The 19,748-nt window shown below is 67.9% G+C and carries 22 protein-coding genes; 12 read left to right on the forward strand and 10 right to left on the reverse strand.

The genetic code is table 11. The annotated features are described in order from the left end of the window. Positions 1 to 148: 148 nt before the first annotated feature. Positions 149 to 655, reverse strand: a complete 507-nt coding sequence (locus ACIQ5Y_RS33305) for a hypothetical protein (protein ID WP_403889083.1) — start codon at positions 653 to 655, stop codon at positions 149 to 151. 512 nt (positions 656 to 1,167) lie between these two features. Here ACIQ5Y_RS33305 and ACIQ5Y_RS33310 point away from each other — a divergent pair. The 10 genes from ACIQ5Y_RS33310 (at position 1,168) to ACIQ5Y_RS33355 (ending at position 10,838) form a co-directional block, all read left to right on the forward strand. Next, positions 1,168 to 2,271: a tyrosine-type recombinase/integrase gene (locus ACIQ5Y_RS33310; RefSeq protein ID WP_403889086.1), complete on the forward strand. Its 1,104-nt coding sequence runs from the start codon at positions 1,168 to 1,170 to the stop codon at positions 2,269 to 2,271. A gap of 16 nt (positions 2,272 to 2,287) precedes the next feature. Then, complete coding sequence (locus tag ACIQ5Y_RS33315) at positions 2,288 to 2,638, forward strand: helix-turn-helix domain-containing protein (RefSeq protein ID WP_403889089.1); 351 nt, start codon at positions 2,288 to 2,290, stop codon at positions 2,636 to 2,638. Then, positions 2,635 to 5,058, forward strand: a complete 2,424-nt coding sequence (locus ACIQ5Y_RS33320) for a site-specific integrase (protein ID WP_403889093.1) — start codon at positions 2,635 to 2,637, stop codon at positions 5,056 to 5,058. Before ACIQ5Y_RS33315 ends, ACIQ5Y_RS33320 begins: the two co-directional genes overlap by 4 nt. 23 nt (positions 5,059 to 5,081) lie before the next feature. Then, on the forward strand, positions 5,082 to 5,447 hold the full coding sequence (locus ACIQ5Y_RS33325; RefSeq protein WP_403889096.1) for a hypothetical protein: 366 nt from the start codon (positions 5,082 to 5,084) through the stop codon (positions 5,445 to 5,447). Then, on the forward strand, positions 5,378 to 6,040 hold the full coding sequence (locus ACIQ5Y_RS33330) for a hypothetical protein (RefSeq protein ID WP_403889099.1): 663 nt from the start codon (positions 5,378 to 5,380) through the stop codon (positions 6,038 to 6,040). The genes ACIQ5Y_RS33325 and ACIQ5Y_RS33330 overlap by 70 nt, the downstream gene beginning before the upstream one ends. Continuing rightward, positions 6,037 to 6,558 carry a hypothetical protein gene (locus ACIQ5Y_RS33335; protein WP_403889101.1) on the forward strand — a complete coding sequence of 174 codons (522 nt, stop codon included), beginning with the start codon at positions 6,037 to 6,039 and terminating at the stop codon, positions 6,556 to 6,558. Before ACIQ5Y_RS33330 ends, ACIQ5Y_RS33335 begins: the two co-directional genes overlap by 4 nt. 185 nt (positions 6,559 to 6,743) lie before the next feature. Next, positions 6,744 to 8,168: a hypothetical protein gene (locus ACIQ5Y_RS33340; protein WP_403889104.1), complete on the forward strand. Its 1,425-nt coding sequence runs from the start codon at positions 6,744 to 6,746 to the stop codon at positions 8,166 to 8,168. Between the two features lie 560 nt (positions 8,169 to 8,728). Beyond that, positions 8,729 to 9,445 carry a hypothetical protein gene (locus ACIQ5Y_RS33345; protein WP_403889106.1) on the forward strand — a complete coding sequence of 239 codons (717 nt, stop codon included), beginning with the start codon at positions 8,729 to 8,731 and terminating at the stop codon, positions 9,443 to 9,445. Positions 9,446 to 9,608: 163 nt separating this feature from the next. Continuing rightward, positions 9,609 to 9,878: a DUF6233 domain-containing protein gene (locus ACIQ5Y_RS33350; protein ID WP_403889109.1), complete on the forward strand. Its 270-nt coding sequence runs from the start codon at positions 9,609 to 9,611 to the stop codon at positions 9,876 to 9,878. Between the two features lie 510 nt (positions 9,879 to 10,388). Then, a complete protein-coding gene (locus ACIQ5Y_RS33355) occupies positions 10,389 to 10,838 on the forward strand; it encodes a hypothetical protein (protein WP_403889112.1) in 450 nt (149 codons plus the stop codon). A 148-nt stretch (positions 10,839 to 10,986) separates the two neighbouring features. Here the strand turns inward: ACIQ5Y_RS33355 and ACIQ5Y_RS33360 are convergent, their stop codons facing one another. From ACIQ5Y_RS33360 to ACIQ5Y_RS33385, 6 genes are all read right to left on the reverse strand, one after another. Then, on the reverse strand, positions 10,987 to 12,114 hold the full coding sequence (locus ACIQ5Y_RS33360) for a PQQ-binding-like beta-propeller repeat protein (RefSeq protein WP_403889116.1): 1,128 nt from the start codon (positions 12,112 to 12,114) through the stop codon (positions 10,987 to 10,989). 343 nt (positions 12,115 to 12,457) lie between these two features. Continuing rightward, positions 12,458 to 12,739, reverse strand: coding sequence for an NAD(P)H-dependent glycerol-3-phosphate dehydrogenase (locus ACIQ5Y_RS33365; RefSeq protein ID WP_403889119.1), 282 nt, complete (start codon positions 12,737 to 12,739; stop codon positions 12,458 to 12,460). A 543-nt stretch (positions 12,740 to 13,282) separates the two neighbouring features. After that, positions 13,283 to 13,501, reverse strand: a complete 219-nt coding sequence (locus ACIQ5Y_RS33370) for a hypothetical protein (protein WP_403889122.1) — start codon at positions 13,499 to 13,501, stop codon at positions 13,283 to 13,285. After that, the gene (locus ACIQ5Y_RS33375) at positions 13,498 to 13,686 is read right to left on the reverse strand and encodes a hypothetical protein (protein ID WP_403889125.1); all 189 of its coding nucleotides are present in this window, start codon (positions 13,684 to 13,686) and stop codon (positions 13,498 to 13,500) included. Before ACIQ5Y_RS33375 ends, ACIQ5Y_RS33370 begins: the two co-directional genes overlap by 4 nt. Before the next feature lie 72 nt (positions 13,687 to 13,758). Beyond that, entirely contained in the window at positions 13,759 to 13,995 is a 237-nt protein-coding gene (locus ACIQ5Y_RS33380) for a hypothetical protein (protein WP_403889128.1), read from the reverse strand. Positions 13,996 to 14,236: 241 nt separating this feature from the next. After that, a complete protein-coding gene (locus ACIQ5Y_RS33385; protein ID WP_403889131.1) occupies positions 14,237 to 14,599 on the reverse strand; it encodes a hypothetical protein in 363 nt (120 codons plus the stop codon). Positions 14,600 to 14,886: 287 nt separating this feature from the next. Here ACIQ5Y_RS33385 and ACIQ5Y_RS33390 point away from each other — a divergent pair, with 287 nt between their 5' ends. Then, positions 14,887 to 15,192 carry a hypothetical protein gene (locus tag ACIQ5Y_RS33390; RefSeq protein ID WP_403889134.1) on the forward strand — a complete coding sequence of 102 codons (306 nt, stop codon included), beginning with the start codon at positions 14,887 to 14,889 and terminating at the stop codon, positions 15,190 to 15,192. Next, positions 15,189 to 15,500: a hypothetical protein gene (locus ACIQ5Y_RS33395; protein WP_403889137.1), complete on the forward strand. Its 312-nt coding sequence runs from the start codon at positions 15,189 to 15,191 to the stop codon at positions 15,498 to 15,500. Before ACIQ5Y_RS33390 ends, ACIQ5Y_RS33395 begins: the two co-directional genes overlap by 4 nt. A 427-nt stretch (positions 15,501 to 15,927) precedes the next feature. Here the strand turns inward: ACIQ5Y_RS33395 and ACIQ5Y_RS33400 are convergent, their stop codons facing one another. From ACIQ5Y_RS33400 to ACIQ5Y_RS33410, 3 genes are all read right to left on the reverse strand, one after another. Further along, entirely contained in the window at positions 15,928 to 16,305 is a 378-nt protein-coding gene (locus tag ACIQ5Y_RS33400; RefSeq protein ID WP_403889139.1) for a DUF6009 family protein, read from the reverse strand. A 180-nt stretch (positions 16,306 to 16,485) separates the two neighbouring features. Next, positions 16,486 to 18,093, reverse strand: a complete 1,608-nt coding sequence (locus tag ACIQ5Y_RS33405; protein ID WP_403889142.1) for a phage/plasmid primase, P4 family — start codon at positions 18,091 to 18,093, stop codon at positions 16,486 to 16,488. Beyond that, positions 18,090 to 19,103, reverse strand: coding sequence for a bifunctional DNA primase/polymerase (locus tag ACIQ5Y_RS33410; protein WP_403889298.1), 1,014 nt, complete (start codon positions 19,101 to 19,103; stop codon positions 18,090 to 18,092). The genes ACIQ5Y_RS33405 and ACIQ5Y_RS33410 overlap by 4 nt, the downstream gene beginning before the upstream one ends. Positions 19,104 to 19,748: the final 645 nt, after the last annotated feature.

Genomic DNA, 19,748 nt, shown 5'->3' on the forward strand with positions numbered 1-19,748 from the left:
CGTCCGCGGGGGGGTTCTACCGCGCTGTTAAAAACACCCACCTAAAATAAACCCCCCCCCGTTACATCTGCTTCTCGGCCTCCCCCCGCCGGGCGGGGGGGGGGGGGGCGGGCCCCCCCCCCCCCCCCACACCCCCACAGCAGTACCGCTAAGCGACGGCGGCCGTGCGCCATATCTGGATCAGAATGTGCTGATCAATCTCGGTGTCCATCACCGATTCCTCGAAGCCCGCCGACTTGGGCAGCAGTTCGGTTACGTCTGCCACGGGCGAGGTGAACGGTCCGCGCTCCGGGTTGAATATCCAGTGCCATCGCATCCGGAACACACCAGCCCAAGGCAGAACAAGGGAGACAGGCCACTGCCCTGAATCGATGGTGAACAGTGCCAGCTCGCCCTCGGGAAGCTCCACTTCCACCTCCTCGGACCCGGACCACGAGGCATCACTCACCGGAGCACGCGTCGTCCAGCTCTCCAAACGCACCGACGCCCGGACCACCTCGGACGGCACTTGCAAATACACCATGCCGGGCGCGGAAAGCAGCCACTTTCCGGGCTCCGCGTCCAGCAAGCACGTGTCGACACTCGTATCGACCAGTCCCAGCAAGCGATAACTCGGGGAAACCCTGGTCTCGCATACATCCAGCAACCTGCTCAAGGAGCACCTCACATGCCATCGATCGAGTCGCGCGTATAAGTATGACCTCGAACAAACGGACGACCTCATGGCGTCATGCAACAGCCGCGCACAGCCCATCCCAACGTTGCCTCCGGACAGACACGGCCACCAGCACCGGGATACGGCGCACAGCAGGAGGGCCCCGACCGGAGCGCCACTGCTGCCTACAACGGGCGTGCCGCCGCAAACAGGAGGTGAGGGCACGTGTCCGTCAGCGTGGTGATCGCAAGCCACTTGCGGTCGGAGGAAGCCGGTCCGCGCGAACTCGAACGATGCTCACACCTGGCCCGGGTATTCGGAGAGTTGCGATATCCGACTGCACCATAGAACCCTCGGGAGTTGCATCAGACGGGCGAGAAGGTGCAGGTCGCCAGGTCATGTCGAGGGCTTGAAGGACTTCAAGGCTGCTACGAACTAGCTTCCTGACCAGGCCTGTTGCGGAGGTGATCCCGTCTGATGCATGATCTGCCCTCCAGAAGGGATGGTCTGGAGTGGTGCATCAGCGCAAGGTGACCCTGGCCGGGTCAGCTCACTTGGAGCTCGTCTCGGGGGTGGTTCAGCTTCGTCCCGAGGACGCCATGTTCGATGCCATGCTGCGGGGCTGGCGTGCTCAGCAGAAGTCGAGGGGTCTGAAGGACGAGACGGTCGAGGACCGGGAACGGCTCGTTCGCCGGTTCATGGAGTTTGCGAACGAGTACCCGTGGCAGTGGGTACCGGCCCACGTGGACGAGTGGTCGCTCTCCCTGACGGGCGAGAAGCATCTGGCGCCGTCCACGATCCGCAGCTACCAGTGCACTGTGCGGCTGTTCAGCGAGTTCCTCATCGACGGCCGCTACGGCTGGGGGCCGGCCTGCGAGGAGGCCTTCGGCACCTTCCCGGTGGCGGTCTGCCACGAGTGGAACACCATCGCCCACCTCAACGACTACGAGGGCAGCCCGGAGGCGAAGCCGTTCACCCGGGAACAGCTGCAGCTCTTCCTCGACTACGCCGACGACCAGGTCGAGCGGGCGGTGCGGGCCAAGCGCAAGGGCGCCCTGGCGGCCTACCGGGACGCCACCCTCTTCAAGGTCATCTACGGATGGGGTCTGCGGCGGACCGAGACCTCCAAACTCGACCTGGTCGACTTCGGACGCAACCCGCAGGCCCGCCAGTTCGGCCGGTACGGCACGCTCAACGTCCGCTACGGCAAGGCGAAGAAGGGCCAGCCGCCGCGCCGGAGGAACGTGCTGTCGGTGATGGACTGGGCGGTCGATGCGGTTGCGGACTACGTCGAGAACGTCCGCCCGCGCTTCGGGTTCCCCGACCACCCGGCTCTGTGGATCACCGAGCGCGGAGGGCGGCTTCAGCCCGGCTCGATCAACGACCGGTTCGAGGCCTATCGCGACGCGCTCGGGTTGCCGAAGGAGCTGGTCCCGCACTCGCTGCGGCATTCGTACGTCACGCACCTGACCGAGGACGGGGTGGACCGGCGCTTCATCCAGCAGCAGGTCGGCCACGAGTGCGACAGCTCCCTGGCCATCTATACGCACGTCAGCGATGACTTCATGAACACTTCCCTGCACAAGGCACTGGCGCCGGCGTTCGCCGGGGCCTGACAGGAGGGATCCGGCGATGGCCGCCAAGCTCGACTACCAGTGGCACCTGCGCAAGGTCATGGCGGACCGCGGGATGTTCTCCACCACCGACCTCCTGCCGCCGCTCGCCGAACGCGGAATCACCCTGTCGTCGAGCCAGGTCTACCGGCTCGTCGTCGAGCGGCCGGAGCGACTGAGCCTGAAGATCCTCATGGCCCTGCTCGACATCCTGGACTGCACGATGGACGACCTGATCGAGCCCATTGCCGTGGCTGGGGCCGTGAAGAAGCCGAAGAAGGCCGCCGCCAGCGGCGGCGGGGAACCCGCGGAAGGGCTCGGCGGACTGCGGCCGAAGCGGGCCAGGATCAGGGGTGTTGACCGGCCGTGACCACCGCTGACCATCACGGCCGCGCCGTCACCGACCCGATCGGCCTGATGACCGATCTGATCACTGACATCGAGAAGGGACTCGGGCCCGCCGTCATCGCGGCCGTGGTCACCGCGGTCGCGGGCGGCCGTGCGAAGTCACGTCGCCTCGCGCAGGCCCTGGCGATGCGGCCCGCCGTCCTCACGGACGGCCGATCCCCGGCACCGCGGGCCATCGGCGACCTGCTCATCGAACTCCGCAATGCCGGCGCGTCGGCGATCTCGCCACCGGTCTGCGCCGAGTGCGGCAAGAACCTGCGGACCCTCCAGCGCCAGGGCCAGGACTGGTACTGCTCCGTCTGCGGCCAGGAGACCGCGGAATGCGCCGCCTGCGGCAACACCCGGCGCCTGGCCTTCCGGGACCGCAAGGGCCTGCCCCGCTGTTCGATGTGTCCCGACCCCGACGACCGCAATCCCGTTGACGTCGTCCACAAAGTGATCACCGCGATCGCGCCGGACGCCGACCGTGACGTGATTGCCGAGGCCCTCCACCGGTCAGTGCCCACCCGCCCCGGCTACCGGCGGAGGCTGGTCTGGGCTCTGGAGGACAACCCCCGTCTGCTGACCGGCGAGGGCTATCTCGCGCCGCACCGGGCCATCCTGCAGTTCATCGACCTGCTGCACGAGGCGGGCGTCCCCGGGATCGTCCGGCCGGCCTGTCCCCGGTGTCACCGGGTCGTCCGCATCGACAAGCCGCTGGACGGGAAGCGGGTCTGCCGCAACTGCATCGCCAAGTCCCGTGTCGAGGAATGCGCACGCTGCGGTGCCCGGCGCGAACCGGCGACTCGCGACGAGCGCGGGCGTCCGCTGTGTCCGAACTGCCTGGTCACCGACCCCACGAACACCGAGGTCTGCATCAGCTGCGGCGAGCGACGGCGAGTGCAGACCCGCACGGCCGACGGTCCCCTCTGCCCCAACTGCTGTCCGCTGCCCGTTCTGGCCTGTTCGATCTGCGGCCGCACCGCACCCTGCACGCTCTCCAAGCTGACCGGCCTTCCCCGGTGCGGCGGCTGCGACCGGCGCAAGGCCCGCTGCAGCGTCTGCGGACGGCTCCGCGGCATCCACTCCGGCACCGCCGACGTCCCCGTCTGCGGTCCCTGCACCACACCGGACGCCGAACTCTGGCGCCCCTGTCCCACCTGCGGGGAAGCCGAGCGGCTACGAGCTTCCGGGCCCTGCCCTCGCTGCACCCTCAAGCAGCGGCTGCACGATCTCCTGGCCGATGACGCGGGCGCCATCCCGCCGAAGCTGCAGGCCCTCCACGACGCCCTGGCCGGCAGCGAACGCGCGGGCACCGCGATGCGTTGGCTCTCCAAGGGCATCGTCTCCACCGTCCTTTCGGATCTTGCCTCCGGGCGCCGGCCCCTGACCCACGAGGCCCTGGACGAACTCCCGGAAGGCAAGGTCGTCGAGCACATCCGCAGCGTGCTCGTGGCCACCGAGGCCCTTCCACAGCGGGACGAGCAGATGGTCCGCCTCGAACGACTTGTGAAGGATCTCGTCACCTCCCACGCAACCGTCGAGGGGCGCAAGGTCCTGCACCGATACGCGACCTGGCATCTGCTGCGACGCCTTCGCCGCCGCAGCCGCGGCAGGGACATCACGCACACCCAGCTCACCGTCGTCCGCCAGCACCTGCGGGCCGCCGTCCACCTCCTCAACTGGCTCGACGACCAGAACCTGACTCTCGCCACCTGCCGCCAGATCGACCTCGAACGCTGGATGACCAGCGACGACGTCCGCCACTGCCGGGAAGCAGGCAACTTCGTGCGCTGGGCTCTCTCCCAGAAGATCGCCCGAGACCTCAGCTTCCCAGCAGTGAGATGGAACGGCCCCTCCCGGTCGATGGACGACGAGGCCCGCTGGACCACAGCCCGCCGTCTCCTGCACGACGACACCATCCGGACCGAAGACCGCCTCGCCGGCCTGCTGTTGCTCCTCTATGCCCAGTGGCCCGCAGCGATCTCCCGTCTGACCGTCGACGACATCGAGCAGGCTGACGGAGCGGTCCGCATCCGACTCGGCGATGTCCCTGTCGAACTGCCTGAACTCGTCGCCGAGTTGGCTGTTCGGCAGGTCTCGGTTCGACGCAGTCACGCCGTCCTCGCGCGCACGGATTCGCCCTGGCTGTTCCCCGGCGGCCAGCCCGGCCGCCCGATCAGCGTCTGGGCCATGGGCGAACGTCTCCGCAAACTCGGCATCCGACTCGCCGAGACCCGCTCGACCGCCCTGTTCCAGCTCGCCACCGAGCTGCCCGCCGCGGTCCTCGCCCGGACCCTCGGCATCGACATCACCGTCGCCGTCAAATGGCAGCGAGCCGCAGCCGGCGACTGGGGAACCTACGCGGCCGACGTCAGCCGACGGCTCTCACACCAGGACTGACAACGACAGAAAGGACATACAAGATGGGCGTTTACGTGTCGATCAGAGGATGGCTGGAGTGCGACGAGAAACAACTCGCCAGCATCCAGGAGATCATCTCGTCCCACGCCGACGATCACTACTCCGGCGGATGGAGCACGCCGCGACAGCAGATCAACTGGACCCACTACATCTTCTACGGCGCCGACATCCGCGCATCGGCCCTGGACTGGTTTACGAGCCAGCTCCAAGAGATCGCCCGGGTCCCAGCCTCCGACGACGACGGAGATCTCATCCGGGGCCTGTTCCTTGCCAGCCATGAAGTCGACGGGACGACTGAGTGGCAGGTCCGCGAAGGCCAGCTCGTCATCTCGCCCGCCGACACCAGACACCAGTACCTCGACGAATAGCCCACCCATTCCGAGGGTTCCAATACCCGACTCCACCATTACGCGTCGGCGCAGAACGGCGCCGCGAAGCCGTCGACCGGGTCACCGCCCTCCAGTTCGACCGGCACGGCAACCGGGTCTGGCGGACCGCACAGAGCCTGCTGGACTCCGAGCACGTCCGCCGCGCCATCGGCGAAGTCGCCACCCCCTACGGCGTCTGCCGCGAACCGTCCAACGTCGCCGCCGGCGGACACGCCTGCCCGCTGCGCTTCCGCTGCCTGGGCTGCGAACACTTCTCCACCGACGTCTCCTACCTCCCCGACCTCCAAGCCCACCTCGCCGACCTGCTGCGCAGCCGGGAACGGCTGATGTCCGCGTTCGAAGCCGACGAGTGGGCCCGCACCCAGGCCATGCCCAGCAACGAGGAGATCGGCCGGGTGCGCCGACTCATCGACCGTGTCACCACCGACCTCGACCAGCTCACCGCCGAAGACCGCGCACAGATCGAACAGGCCGTCACCCTCGTGCGCCGATCCCGCACCGTCCACCTCGGCATGCCCCGCGTCGGCCAACCCCTGCCCGACGTCCGACCCTCAAGGACCCACCAGTCATGACCACGGCCACCCACGATGGCCGCCAGGCCGCCACCGAACGCCGCCGCGCCCGCGTGCAGGTAGCCATCACTGCCGCCCGACACGCGGGTACACCACTGACCGCCTCGGCCATCGCCCGCACCGCCCGAGTCGACCGCACCTTCCTCTACCGCCACCGCGACCTTCTCGACTCCCTCCACACCACCTCCGCCAGGCTGGCCGAACCGACAATGAGCGGCCCGGCTGTCACACAGGCATCTCTGCAAGCGGATCTGGCCAACGCAAACGCCCGCAGCGCCCGCCTAGCCGCCCGCGTCCATCAGCTTGAACAACGTCTGTCGAGAGCACTCGGCGAAGAAGTCTGGAAGGCATCCGGACTCGGGGCGCAGTCCGATGTCGCTGAGCTGAACAGCCAGGTCACCCGGCTCGAACAGCGCAACGTCGAACTGACCCGGGTACTGGAGGAACGTGATGCCGAACTCGACGCCGCACGAGCCGCCAACCGCGAGCTCACACGCGCTCTAAACCAACGCGGATGACCGTCACCGAGTACGGAATTTGTTCACGAACGGATCTACGCGGAGGCCAGCCGATGGCTTGAAAGCGACCGGAACTGCTGCTCAACGAAGTGGGGGGTCAGCGAACGGGGAAGTGCATGCTCGTTGGCCTTCTGCGGTGTGGGGGAGATGCAAGCACTGCTCGTATCGGGTGGAACACTGCGACCGTGATCGACGAGACATCCGCAGACCGCCCAGACGCTTCAGCCAGTTCCCTGCCGCCCACAGCACAAGCAGAACTCGCCAGCACCGCCTGGGAGGAGCTGCCACACTGCTGTACGGGTCGGCACGGTGTGCCTGACACCCCGGACATCCTCGGGGCTGTGCTCGCCGCCGACCCCGCGCTCCGCGTGCGGGCAGTGGGGGATCTGTACCGGCTGCTCCTCAATCAGGAGCAGGTGTTCCCGGCGAGCGCCCCGGCGGCCTTGGTCCTCGCTCGTCTTCTTCATGATCCGCGCACCCTTGCCGAGACCGTGTGGGAGCACCGGGCGGGCCAGCGATCGCTGCGTGCCGAACTGCTGAACTGGCTCGCTTCGTTCGCCGACATCGCCCGTCTAGCCGGCGAGGACGGCGTAGGCACAGCGCAGGCTCTGGCAGCCGCCCGTGCAGCCCGGCCGGTGCTACACGTGCGCATCGCGGATTTCTGCGACGACGACGATCTGCGCGTGCGCGAGGCCGCGCTCGCGACCACCGCCCTGCTCCTGGCCGACCCCGCCCTCGCCCCGTCCATCCCCAGGTACGCGCCCGCTGTGCGCAAGATCCTCGCCGTGAGCGTGGATTCGTACTACAGGTGGATCGCCCGGGAGCGTCTGGCGGCCTGGGGCGAGGACGTCACCGGTCTCGTCGCTGCGGAGAGGGACCGCCGCGAGGCTCTCGATCGGGCTTGGGCTCTGGCAGAAGACCCGTGGGGGGAGGGCCAGGAGCAGGTGATCCGCTGGTTGAAGGAGCAACCCGAAGACACTGCGGCCGCGGAGCGAATGGGCCGTCAGCGTGAAAAGTGGACCGGACCCATACCGGCAGCCCCATACGAGCCGGCACCCGAGCCGCCCGTGGCCGCCCCGGGGAGCGAGGCGGGGTACTGCGGCCCGTGGCGGATCGCCCGGGAAGAGGAGCGCGCCGAGTGGACGTTCACGCCCTACGTCGGAGTCGGCCCCGTGCACTTCGGAATGACCTGGGAAGAGATCACCAGTGTTCTCGGCGAACGACCGGCCTTCTCATCCTACTCCGATCACGGCGAAGACCGGCAGCTCAACTACGCTGACTTCGCCGAAAACGGGATCAGGGCCTTGTTTCGTGACGGCCGCCTGGGGTGTGTCGCCGTGAACGCCCTCACCGGCCCCCAGGTGAGACTGGACGCAGTCCCGCTTACTGGCTGCGCGCCCGCCCGTGTGGAGGACTGGCTCGTCCACCGCACGGTCCGACCCAGCAGCCTGAGGTACAGCGTCGCTGGCGATCCGGTCTTCGCCGACCTGGGCCTAGCGATCCGGTCCCAGCGGGCTGGCGACACCGCCCTGACTCGACCGCTTTTTCTGCTCCACAGCTGGCTTGACCTGTGGCATTCGCTGCCCAGCGGCGAATGGGACTTCGTCTGAGACGCCGTTCACCGTCGACCTCGCACGCAGGCGAGGTCGACGGGAACGACACACCATCCGCTGGGAACTGGGTCCATGTGTCGCTAACGGGGCAGGGAATCAACGCGAGCAACTCTGAGGCCCGCCCAGCAGACGGTGACCCCTCTCCAAAAGCCCCATATGCGCAAGGTCACCCGTATCAGCGATAGCGCCACACCTGTTGCACTGGCTAGCGTTCAGCACACTACCGCTGAGCTGCATAAACTCTCCGTCTTCTGCCTCGCGCCACACATGTAGCCCCAGAGAACCCCTTGTGCACATCGTGCAGGCAGGCCCGGCAGGAACAGTCGGCCCGCCCCTGACCGTGCACGATCCCGAACCACCACCCGCCCCGATCACTCTCCTGCTCCCAGACGGGCAGGAAATCGAGCGGGTCAGACTCTACGAGCGCCAGCAGCTCGACACCGGGCTGTGGATGTTCCGCATCGGCGTCCCCCTGTGGCGCACAGCCGAGAGCAGGCGCGTGCCAGCTGGCAGGAACACGTCTTGTCCCGGGGTGGTGCGCCGGTGAAGATCCGGGCATGGATACGACGGCCATCTTGGGGTTGGTAGGGGCATTGGTTGCAGCGATCATCGGAGCCGTGGGCACCGCCGTGGTTTCGCGTGGGTCCGCTCGACGAGCCGCCGAAGCAGCAGAGATGCTGCGGGCGGAGGCCGCACGAGAAGCCCGACGGGAAAGGGAGGAAGGCGAGACACGTCGACTGGTCGAAGTGATCGCGGATGGCCTCTCCCGAGGGGTGCAGTTGGACAGGCAGGCGTCCTTCCTCCTGCAGGACGTCGAGGCCGGGCGTTCGATGGACGTCGACCGCTTCAACGAAATACAGGAGGGAGTCGATCAGCTGATCTCCATCGTTCGCAACGTGGTGGCCATCGGCGACGTACCGCTCACCCCCGCCCCTCCCCCCGCGATCGAGCCATCAGCGCCCCTCACGGATCTGACCTCCAGCGCCATCGCTCTGAGACAGGCGCTGATCGACGTGACAGCTGGAACGGTTCCGCCTCAACGCCTCCGTGAGGAAGTCGCTGTCTTTCAGTCTGCGGTCTTAACGATCACGGGCCACCTTTCACGGTTCCAGAGTCGCCTCGTCAGGGTCACGTTCACCATCGGCTTCATGACCAGGCCGCCTAGCGCGCCGTTCGCACGGCGGCTGGCGCTCCTTGGATGGCCAATGGCGATCTTCCTGCTCATCGCCGCTGCCTTCCTTGGTCTCGTGCTCTACCTCCTCTGGCCTCACTAGCAAAACCCATGGTCAGAGAACGCCTGCACGTCACGCCGAGACACCGCTACGGAGGAAATTGCGCAGGTTCGGAATGCTGCCTCTCCACCAGTGAGGCGGCGGCGCCGAGCCGGCCGAGTACAGCACGTGGGTCACCGCCGCGCAGCTGCGCCCGATCCCCGGCGTGAGTCTCGACGACGTGCCCACGCACCCCCGGGAAGCGGTCGCCGAGGCGCCGTCCCCATGGTCCTGGGTCCTTGACGGCCGCACCGGCGGCCGGGCCGCAAGCGTCCACGCCGCCGGGTGCCGGCTCGCCGGGAGCCACGCGCACCCGCTGCGCACCATGCAGGCCCTTGACGCACTCGCCCGGCCCGGAACGATCGCGTGCACCGGGTGCGACGCCGCCGAGGCACTGCTCCCGATCATCGCCCACGGCCAGGACGACACGGGCTAATCCGCCTTCCTGCCCCGCCGGCTCGGGAGTGGTCAGACGGTGGGTGAGGCCGTGTATTCGTGGCGCCCAAATCCGCGGCATCGCCGTGCGCTGGGCTCTGCACCGGGACTGCCGGCGGTCGGGCATTGTCCGGTCCCCTGAACACTGTGCCCGCTGGCTGCGCCGTTTGGGGCAGATTGCGGCCGTGGTCCCGGCGCCAAGGCGGGCGGGGAGGCAGCGTGGTGACCGGAGTCCGCCCGGGAGCCCTTCGCACGTCGACCGGGCGGACCGCCCTATTCCTGTCCATCGCGCAACAGGTGCGGCCTCCTCGCCGCCACGCCGGTCTCGTCCCAGCCACCCCTCGGCCATGCCCGGCGCGCAGCCGCTTGGGGGCTCCACCAGGACAGGGACACTTCCGTCTCCCAGGCATCCTGCGGGACCGTGCTCCAGCCGGTTCGCTGGTTGCGCTCTGGAGGGTGGTGGTCCCCGGTTTGGCCTACGCGGCGGGCGGCAGGCCGCCATGCTGTGGACATGGACGACACGCTCCTTGACCGGCTGGAGGCAGCACTGAACCAGCTCAACGGCACCGCCCCGGAGCGACAGCGCTTCGCTGGGGTCGACGAGGACGTCCTCCAAGTGCTCGTCGGCGCCGCTGAACGGGCAGCCAGGGCGCAGGCTCAGGTGTGGGCGCTGGTGGACGCGGCCGTGGACATGGAGCCGTCGTTGGTGCGGTGGGGTGCACGCCTTTTCCACGACCTGTCCGCCACGGGTGAGGAAGCCGCAAGGACCGATGCCGCAATGCGTGACCGTGCCGCGGCGGCGGCCGACAACCAGGCCCAGTGGCGGCGTGAGGCGCTGGACAAGGTGAGCCGGCTCGTGGATGAGAGCCGTGAACGGTTGGCCAGGCAGGTACAGCAGGCCGCGGCCGAGATCGCCGCTGGCCCACCCCCGCGCCCCAAGCGAGGCTTCGGAATCCCGTAGCCAGTGCCTCTCCCCCGTCCGATCGCCCTTCCCTGCGCGGCGGTACTTGGGGGGGTGACCGACCACCATGCCCCGCAACGCCAGCAGACATACGGGGGCGTCAGGCCCGGCCCCGACGCTCGCCTGCCGGGGCTGGCTTCAGGTGATGTCAGCTGGCGCTTTGGTAGGCCGTCACGTCGTCGCCGGACTTGGAGATCGCGATGCCGGTATAGGCGTTGACGAGGTCCGGGGCGATGACTGGTGGTGTGGGAAGGTCTGCACCGGTGCGAGAGTCCAGGGCTACCGTGCCGCCGGCGGTCTTGGCGTAGACCCTGCCGTGCCACACCGTGGTCACCTGGGGGGCGATGCGGCCGGCTTTCTCGTCGGGTAGTTGCCACAGGATGGCTCCGGTCGTGGCGTCGAATCCGCGGACCCGGTCGGGGCCCCAGCAGACGACTGCGCTCGCGCCGTCGTGTCGGCACCGGGCGGGGACCGGCACGGCGTTCTGTCGGACCTCGCCGGTTCGCACGTCGAGGAACTGCTCGTAGACGATGCGGTAGTCCCCCTTGTCACGGGCGTACAGGTGGAGGAGGTTCGGACCTGCGGGGCGCAGCTGCATGTTGATGTGTTCCTGGCCCTGCCACCGGACGGCACCCGTGGTCAGGTCGTAGCCGACAGCGGTGCTGTAGTCGTCGGTGGCGGTCTTCTTCTTCTGGCCGACCAGGATGCCGTCCACGACGGTAGCGGCCCAAAACGTCTCTTGGCTCCACAGCACCTGGCGGCCGGTGAGGTCGATCGCATAGGTGGTGGACGCGTTGGTGTACGCCGTTCCCTGGTGGGCCAGGGTGACGATGGCGATGTTCCCGGCGGTTCCGACGACCTCGGCCGTGAGCGGTTCCGGGGCGTCCTTCGTCCATGCCGGGAGGGGCAGCGACAGTCGCCAGGCCGCCTTGCCTGTTTTCGTGTCCGTCGCGACGAGTTCTGCCGAGGAGCGAGCGGCCTGTGTGCCGACTCCGGCCTGCTGGATGAGGAACGGTGCCAGGACGAGTGGGGTGTCGCCTTCGGTGATCACGGGTGGAGCCGCCCTGTTGCGTTCGTTCTCTTTGAGGGTCGTGATCGGTTCGCCGCCCTCGGGGCGGATCGTCGCCCTGGTCACCTGGTTGGTGGTGTCGAAGACCAGGAGGCGGTCGGTGGTGGCGACGTAGGCCGTCTCCCCGTGGAGGGCGACGGGGAGTTCGGCCTCGTACATCCACGTGCCCGCGATGTTCAGAAGACCGGAGTACGCCTCCCAGGGCATGAGGACACCCGTCGGCCGGAATGTCGTCGGCGGATCATGAGCGACCCGGGGCGGCACCACCGGCTGACTCGGCGCCCCCGGCGGAGCCCCGTCGACACGATCGGGCGCCGACGAGCATCCTGTTGCCGCCACCGCCAACACCAGCATCGCGCCGGCCACCAGGCATCGGTGTAAATACATCGCCTTCAAACTGGGCCTCATCCCCTAGGAAAATGATCACCTTAGAGGAGACAAACGCCACGTCGAGTTCCCCATCCGGCATACGGTCCGGACTCGGGTTGCCTGTGCGGCCTCGCCTCCCACGGTTCGGCATGGGCCGACAACGAGTGGCTGCGAGGGCGTCCTACGGAATGTCAGGAGCGTAGCGTTCGGCTTTCGGTGCCCGTTCCATGAGCTGGGCTGCGGCCTGGATGGTGGTGATCCGGCCGTGCAGGACGTTGACGACCACCTCGGTGATGGGCATCTCGACTCCGTGTCGACGGGCGAGTTGGACCACTGATTCCGCGGACTTGACGCCTTCGGCCGCCTGGCGGCTGGCGGCGGTGGCCTGGGCGAGAGTGAGGCCGCGGCCGAGGTGTTCGCTGAAGGTGCGGTTGAGGGGGAGAGGTGGGGTGCAGGTCGCCATGAGGTCTCCGCCGTCCCCGCCGGACAGCCACGTCCTTTCCAGGGTGTGGCGTACTGATGGCGGTCTTTAAACCTCCCCAGGTGCCGCTCTGTGGGTGGCCAAACCTGCTCAGGTGATCTCCCCACTCTTTGCGTGATTCTTCTCGGCGTGTCGAACTGGTGTCGGCGTGTCGTGGAGAGCCTGCGTGAGCACGAGTTCGGCCTGTTCGAGGGGCCTGAATGCTCACCTGGGAGGAAGACGTGGATGCTCACGCGCTGCGTCGTCAGGGCTGGTCGATCTCGGCGATCGCCCGGCACCTGGGGCACGACCGCGCCCGCTGGGCACCATGCAGGCGCTCGACGCGCTCGCCCGGCCCGGCCCGGCACGAGCGCGTGCACCGGGTGCGACGCAGCCGAGGCGCTGCTCCCGATCCTCGGACACGGCCAGGACGACGAGCCCGGATCCGGTGTCTGACGGAGGCATGGGTGAGCCCCTGCCGGGTCGGCTGCCGGCAGGGGCTCGGGGATGCCTGCGCCCCGGGGAGGGGATGGGGCGCGAGGCGGTCTATGCGGGTCGCTCGATGTCGAGTTCGGCCCCGGCGCTCACCCGCAGGGCGCCGCCCTCGGCGAACTTGATCAAGAGTGTCAGGGTCCCTATGGGGGTGGTGGCGGGGGTGGGGGTGGTCGCGACCGTGCGGACGGTGCCGTCCGCGAGGCGGAGGATGTCGCCCGCGCGGACCGTCGCGGCGACGCGCGGCAGGCCGGCCACGGCAGCGGCCGTCACGGGGCCGGGGTCCGCAGGGCGGGAACGGCGTCCGCGGCTGCGTTGACGACCTCGGCCAGCCGGGTGGCGGTGCCGGCGTTGCAGCCGCCGAGCTCCACCCGGCCATGCCCGGCCACCGGCATGCCGCCGCCCAGGGACGGAATCACGATGCCGACGCGGGCCAGGGCCTCGCGCAGCCCCGCCACGGCCGCGGCCCCGGCGCGCAGCGCGTCCGTGTCCCTGGTGTTGCGTTCGGTGCGTTCCTTGGGGGGTCATGGTCATGTCTCCGCCTCCGCCGTCTCGTACAGGCTGCCCAACTCGACTTCCCACTCTCGGCCGCCACCGGTCCCGACGCCCTGCAGGAGGGCCACCCGGCCGGTCTCATGCCCGGTCTCCCGGTCGTGGTGGACGACCAGCGCGGCCACCCGCCACCGTCGCGCCCGGCCGCCCGGCAAGACCGTGGTCTTCAGGTGGGTGGGCAGCTCCTCGGCGCCGATGTGCACCAGCTGCGGCACGCCTCGACCGTAAAGGTGCCTGACACAGCTTCGGGGCCTCTCCACCCAGCGCCGGGCGCACCGGCGAGGCTGAAACCGCAGACACGGGTGCGGACGGGCGGAGCTCGTCCCGGGGCAGCCGCTCTGCAGCGGTCCGCCAGGGCACTGTTGGCCGCTCCTGGTCGGTCCGTGCTGGAGCGGGCGTCGCGTGGTCTTATCACCGAACCTACGGCGTAGGCTACGACCCGTCCGAGAAGGGCGGCTACATCGGGCGAGCGTCAGGGGTCGCGTAAGTGATGCCGACGTCTCCGGCGGAGGTCGCGGCGAGCGCTACGACCTTCCAGATCGCGCCGGGAATGCCAGCCCTGGGACCGTTGCATGCCTCGTTGAGCAGATCAACAGTCACCCCCACGGACTTACCGTCCAACCCCTTGGCCGAGAACTTGACCTTCTCCACTGTCCACGGTTCCTTATGGACAGCAACGAACTCCACCAGAGCGTGGTACACCTCGAAGTCCTGGCCGTTCTGGGTGAGGGTGAGACTGCCCGGCTGAAGATCGATACCGACGTCAACCTTGGTCTCGTCCTGCACGATGACGGGTTCGCCGTTGGCGCTCAGGTCCACAGTGCTCTCCAGGGAAGGGTTGGGGTTCAGCTGCTCAGCATGGCAGCTGACTAACCATGGAAAGAGGGGCATCCAGCAACCGACCGGTTCAAGCACACATCGGCGATACACCGGGCATCCCACCCAGTACACGAAACCTGAAGCACTCGAAGCCTGATCACCCTGTGGTGCCGCCGGACCGGGCATCACCGCGCACGTACAGCGGCCGGCGCACTATCGTGGGGCGTGCCAACCCTGGAGGGACCGCCGTGACGACCGCTCCGGGACACCCCTACGGTGTCCCCCCGATGCCCGAGCGCAGCATCCCCGCCCTGCGTGCCGCGATCGCCGCGCACGCTCCCGACCTCCTGCCGGACTTCGAGGCCGGATGGCGGGCCAAGGTCGCCGATACCTACGACATCAGTGCAGCTCCGGCGTTCCTGGCACGATGGTGGGCCGAGTACGCCCTGGCACGTGACCCCGAGCTCGACCGGCACGTCCGTGACCTGGAAGAGCGTGCTGCCCACTCTGCGGACCCGGACAAGGCCAAAGCCCTCCTCGAGGAAGCCGCCGCAATCCACCAGCACGCCAGCCTGCTCGGACCCGGCGAGTGAGCGAAGAGCTCACCGGACCGCCCTGGGCCGTCGATTGGACCAAGACCGCTTCCGAGTACCGCGACAGCCTGCCCGTACCCGTCAGAGACCTGGTCATCGACGCGGTCGTCGAGCTGCTCTCGTCCCACCACCCCTACCGCGACCACGGCCTGGACACCACCAAGGTCAGCATCGAGCCCGCCCGTTCCACCCAGCCCCGCGGCCCCCACATCCTGAACTTCGACCACAACCGCGGCTGGCTGCGCTACACCTTCATCCACCGCGCGGCCGAACCCCAGATCATCATCGAAACCCTCTTCTGGCAGTAGCCCCAGCAGACACGCGTCACGCCCCACCGGTGCTGCCCGCCCGACCGGTGGCGCGGGCAGTCCAAGCATGAAGGTGCGGCATCGCGTCGTCGGACTTCCGGACTGCGGCAAGCCTGCAGACCGCTGCCGAGACCGGCTTCGGCGATGTCCGCTGGCGATGTTCGAAGGGGACGCTGCTTCAGCGGAAAACGGACGCTCGCTCAGCAAACATGGAGCGGCACGTTGCGAGGGACTCAAAGAGGCGCCAAGTTCGACCACGACGGCGGCTGACAGTGTCGTGCGAATGCTGTGCTGGCCTGTGCGCTGTTGCGCGGCTGACTCGCCCCGACCCGCATGCCCAGCTCAGGGCCCGGAGGGACCGAAGGGACTGAAATTCGCTACTCCGCAAGTCTCCAGTTGACCGCCGGCAGGGACTGAAGGGACTGATTCAAGCAACCGTCGGCGTGGAGAGCCCTCGCTGTGAGCGAACGGTCTTCTTGCCGACCTGCCTGGGCTCGATCGTCCTGGGGTCGACGGCTTCACCGGGCGCGCCCTCGCGGTAAAGGCCGTGGGGCTCGGCATCACGGTCGTGCGGCAGCAGGTAGAAGACGCGCCGTTTCTGCAGGCCGCTGTCGGGGTCAGCTTCGGCGGTGTCGCCAAGTTCGGTGAAGCCGATCATGCGTCCGTCGCGGTGGTAGCGCGGCTTTCCTCGGCGTCGGGGGGTCTTGTCCAGAGCCTGGCGCACGTAATCGAGTTCTTCCGGGTCCTCCAGCCACACCACTTTGTCCTCGTGGGTGAGATCGCTTGATGTCAGTAGCGAGCTCATGGCCTGGATCCTTCCTCGTTCACGTTGGCCCTTTCAGGCCCCTGATTCTTCCGCGCCGCGAGCGGCGGCGATGCCGGTATGTGGCGGGCCTGTGCAAGCCGCCGTCGGCTGGTGGGTCTGTTCATCTTCCTTGTCCATCGTAGGCGTGCCCGCCCCTGGGTGGTGTCACACGTCAGGCGGTTATGCCGAGCTTGCCCTGTTCGCCTCGCGTGGCTCCTGGGGTTCGTCTGCCAGAAGGGCTAGGCCTGGGTAGAACTTCTGGCCGTTTGAGCGGAGCATCTCGCTGGGCGAGGCGACGCCGACCTCGGCGCGGATACGTGTGGCGAAGGCGCGGGTTGTGGCGGGGCGCAGGCCCTCGCCGTCGAGGCACCAGGCACTGTACGCGCGGTAGAGGGCTCCCTGCTCCACCTTCAGGTCACGGGTTTCGGGCAGATCCGCGCCTGTGGTGCAGCACTCAAGCAGGAACCGTCCGATGTGGTCTTCGGTGGTGGCGTAGGCCTGCGTGGCGGTACGGACCACGCTGGGTCCGGTCAGCGGCGGCTTGGTGGCGAGGTAGGCCTTGGCTCCCTGGATCATCCAGTGGAGGATGCCGGGCCCCTCCTCTTGTACGAGGATCTCCGCGAGGTTGTCGATCTTGCGATGGTCGGGGACGACCTTCTCGAAGGGGATCAGCCGGATCCGTCGCCAGAAGGCGTGGCCGCCGGTGCCGACCTCCGGACGGTGATTGCCCAGGAGCCATAGCTTGTGGGTTGGCTCGAAGCTGAAGAAGTCTTGCCTCATTCGGCGGGCCTTGAGGCGGTCTCCGCCGGTGAGAAGCTTGACGCGGGCCTCGTCGAACTTGTCGTGTGGCTTGAGCTCGCTGCAGACGAACAGGCGCCGGCCGTGGAGTTCTGTCAGCTCGGTGGAGTGTTCGTTGAACTTGCCTCGTTCCATGAGGAAGCCGGGCGGGGCGACATCTGCGTAGTCACCGAGGATCTTGATGACGACGTCGAGGAGGGCCGACTTGCCGTTGGCGCCGACACCGTAGAGGAAGGGCAGAACCTGGCCGCCGACGTCCCCGGTGATGGAGTAGCCCAGCAGGAGATGAAGAAAGTTGATCATCTCCTTGCCCTTGTCGTCATCACCGAAGGTCTGCTGCAGGAAGGTGTGGAACCGGGGCGTGGGCGTGGCCTCGGGGGCGAGGTAGGTGGCACGCGAGTGCAGGTCCCGGGTCGGGTCGGGCTTGTGCAGGTGGCCGGTGCGCAGGTCCACGACGCCAGCTGGGGTGCAGAGTGCGTACTTGTCGCCGTCCAGGGTGTCTGGGTCCAGGGCGAGTTCAGGCGATGCCTTGGCCTGGGTGAGCATGGCCTTCACGCCCGAGGTCGACATGGCGCGCTTGCGGTGCTGCGACAGTTCCCGGTCTGTGAAGATACCCCGCGGGTCGTGGGCGGGCAGTTCCTCGGCCATGTCTCCGGCGGCCCAGATCGCGGCTTTCTCTCCGCCGGTGCGCTTCCACCTGTACTCGTCCCAGACGTACCAGCCCAGTCCCTCCACGTGCCGGAACCGGTTGTGGTGCAGGTGTGCGAACAGCTTGGCGTTGCCGCGGTCACTGAGGTTCTGCAGCAGGCCTGCCGAGATGAAGTCGGCGGAGGCGCCGGTGCCAGCCGCCACTGGGGTTCCGCTTTGCTGGGCGGGCAGGCGGCGACTCGGCTTCGGGGCGGCGCCCGTGTCCGTGGTCTCTGTGGCGAACGCAGCTAGCTGCTCCGCCGCTGCCTGGGCGTTGAACCCCGTGCTTCCGGCGCTGCTCATGGGCGTTCCTTGGGGTGGATCGGTCGGTCATTGCCGGCGCGGAGCCCCGCTTCGACGATGAGGACGTTGCGGCGCGGCTGGTGGGGTCGTGCATGCTCTGCGGCTTCGAGGAGCTGCCGGCGACACTCGTCTGCGGCAAGGTGGCCTGCGGCGGCCAGTCCTCCGGCGGTGTAGGCCGCTCGGTTCAGCTTCTCGCTGAAGGCCGTCCCTGTGGGGCTGGCGGCGCAGGCGCGCACCTCGTCGAGCAGCGAGGTCAGCAGGTACTGTCGTGGCTTGCCACCCGTCGGAAGCACTGCCGGGCTCGTTGTGGGCACCACCGGGGCTGTCTCCATGTTGTGGCCTGTGCGTGTGAGTTCGGCGGTCAGCCACATCGGTAGAGGCCTGGGCAGGCGTGCTCCGGGCAGCGTTTCGTAGGCGCCCGCGGCTGTGCGGGTCGTGGGTGCCACGATGTAGCCGCCGGTGGCTCGTACGTCGACCTGCCAGGCGAGGGCGACCTTGGAGCTTGATCCGGTGGAGCACCGGAAGCGCGGTCCGCTTAGGGGTGCCCGGTACCAGATGTGCATCCCGCCCGAAGGTGTGCGGACTCGGAGAGTCTTGGTGTCCTCACAAGGGTTGGGCCGTGAGCGGTACGCGGCCAGGAGCGCCAGGGTGTCGTATCCGTTCTGCAGTCCTGTCAGGTCGACCCGCTCGTCTATCGGGATGCCGGGCAGCAGCCGTTGCCGGCTGGGGAGGGGGTCTGCGTGGGCGTCGACGTCGATGACTACCAGCCCAGCTGGTCCGCAGGAGACCCCGATTCCGAAGTCGGGCTCGGACTGCCACCACTGTCGGACGGTACGCAGGTCCGTGGTGGCGGCGTGGAATCCGTGGCACCAGCGTCCTACGGCATGGCAGGGGCACTCTTTCGGAGAGTGCTGGCCGCTTCGGCAGTCGATGCAGTTAGGTGCGGGTGTCTTGGTCCCCTGGGTAAGGGGGTGCACTGGGTAGCCTCGCAGGGCCAGCCAGGTTGCCACGTCCAGTGCCGCCCCGCCGCTCATACGTTCAGGCGGGTTCTCGGAATAGGCGGGCACTGGCTCTTCCTTGACGGACGGTTGGGGAGGTCTCCTCATGACCGCAGCTGCTCGCTCAGGGACCAGAGGGACTGAACTTTCACTATCGCGGAGCGTACCGCAGGCCTCACCCAGTCTCGGCTTCCAGCAATCGCTCTATCGAGAGTTCAGTCCCTTCAGTCCCTCAGTCACTTGAGTTCTACCCCAGTTCGTCCTGGAAAGAGATCAGATCCAACTGGCTACGCACCCGGGCGTGTCGCGGGCGCGCACGGGTGCCACCACTCCCCGGGCCCAAGAAGCCGCCAACCTCCTGAGGCTAGCGGCCCATCGAGGTCTTGATGGGTCCCGTCCCTACGAGGGACGGAACCAGGGACCGCGCAGTTGAGTCCCTCATCCTTCAGTCACTCAACAAACATGCAGGTCAAAGCCTTAAGATTGGAGCTTCAGGGACTGAAGGGACTCACATCTGCCACTTCCTGCCTTTACCTGCGTGCGCATATGCGCACGAGCAAGCAGAAGCAGTAGTGCATATCTAGTTCATAACTGCGAAGTTGAGTCCCTTCAGTCCCTGGTAGAAGCGGAGAGCACCCCCTGACCTGCAGGTTTCTG

The sequence above is a fragment of the Streptomyces sp. NPDC096339 genome, assembly GCF_044762985.1.
In the GTDB taxonomy this organism is placed as follows: Bacteria; Actinomycetota; Actinomycetes; order Streptomycetales; family Streptomycetaceae; genus Streptomyces.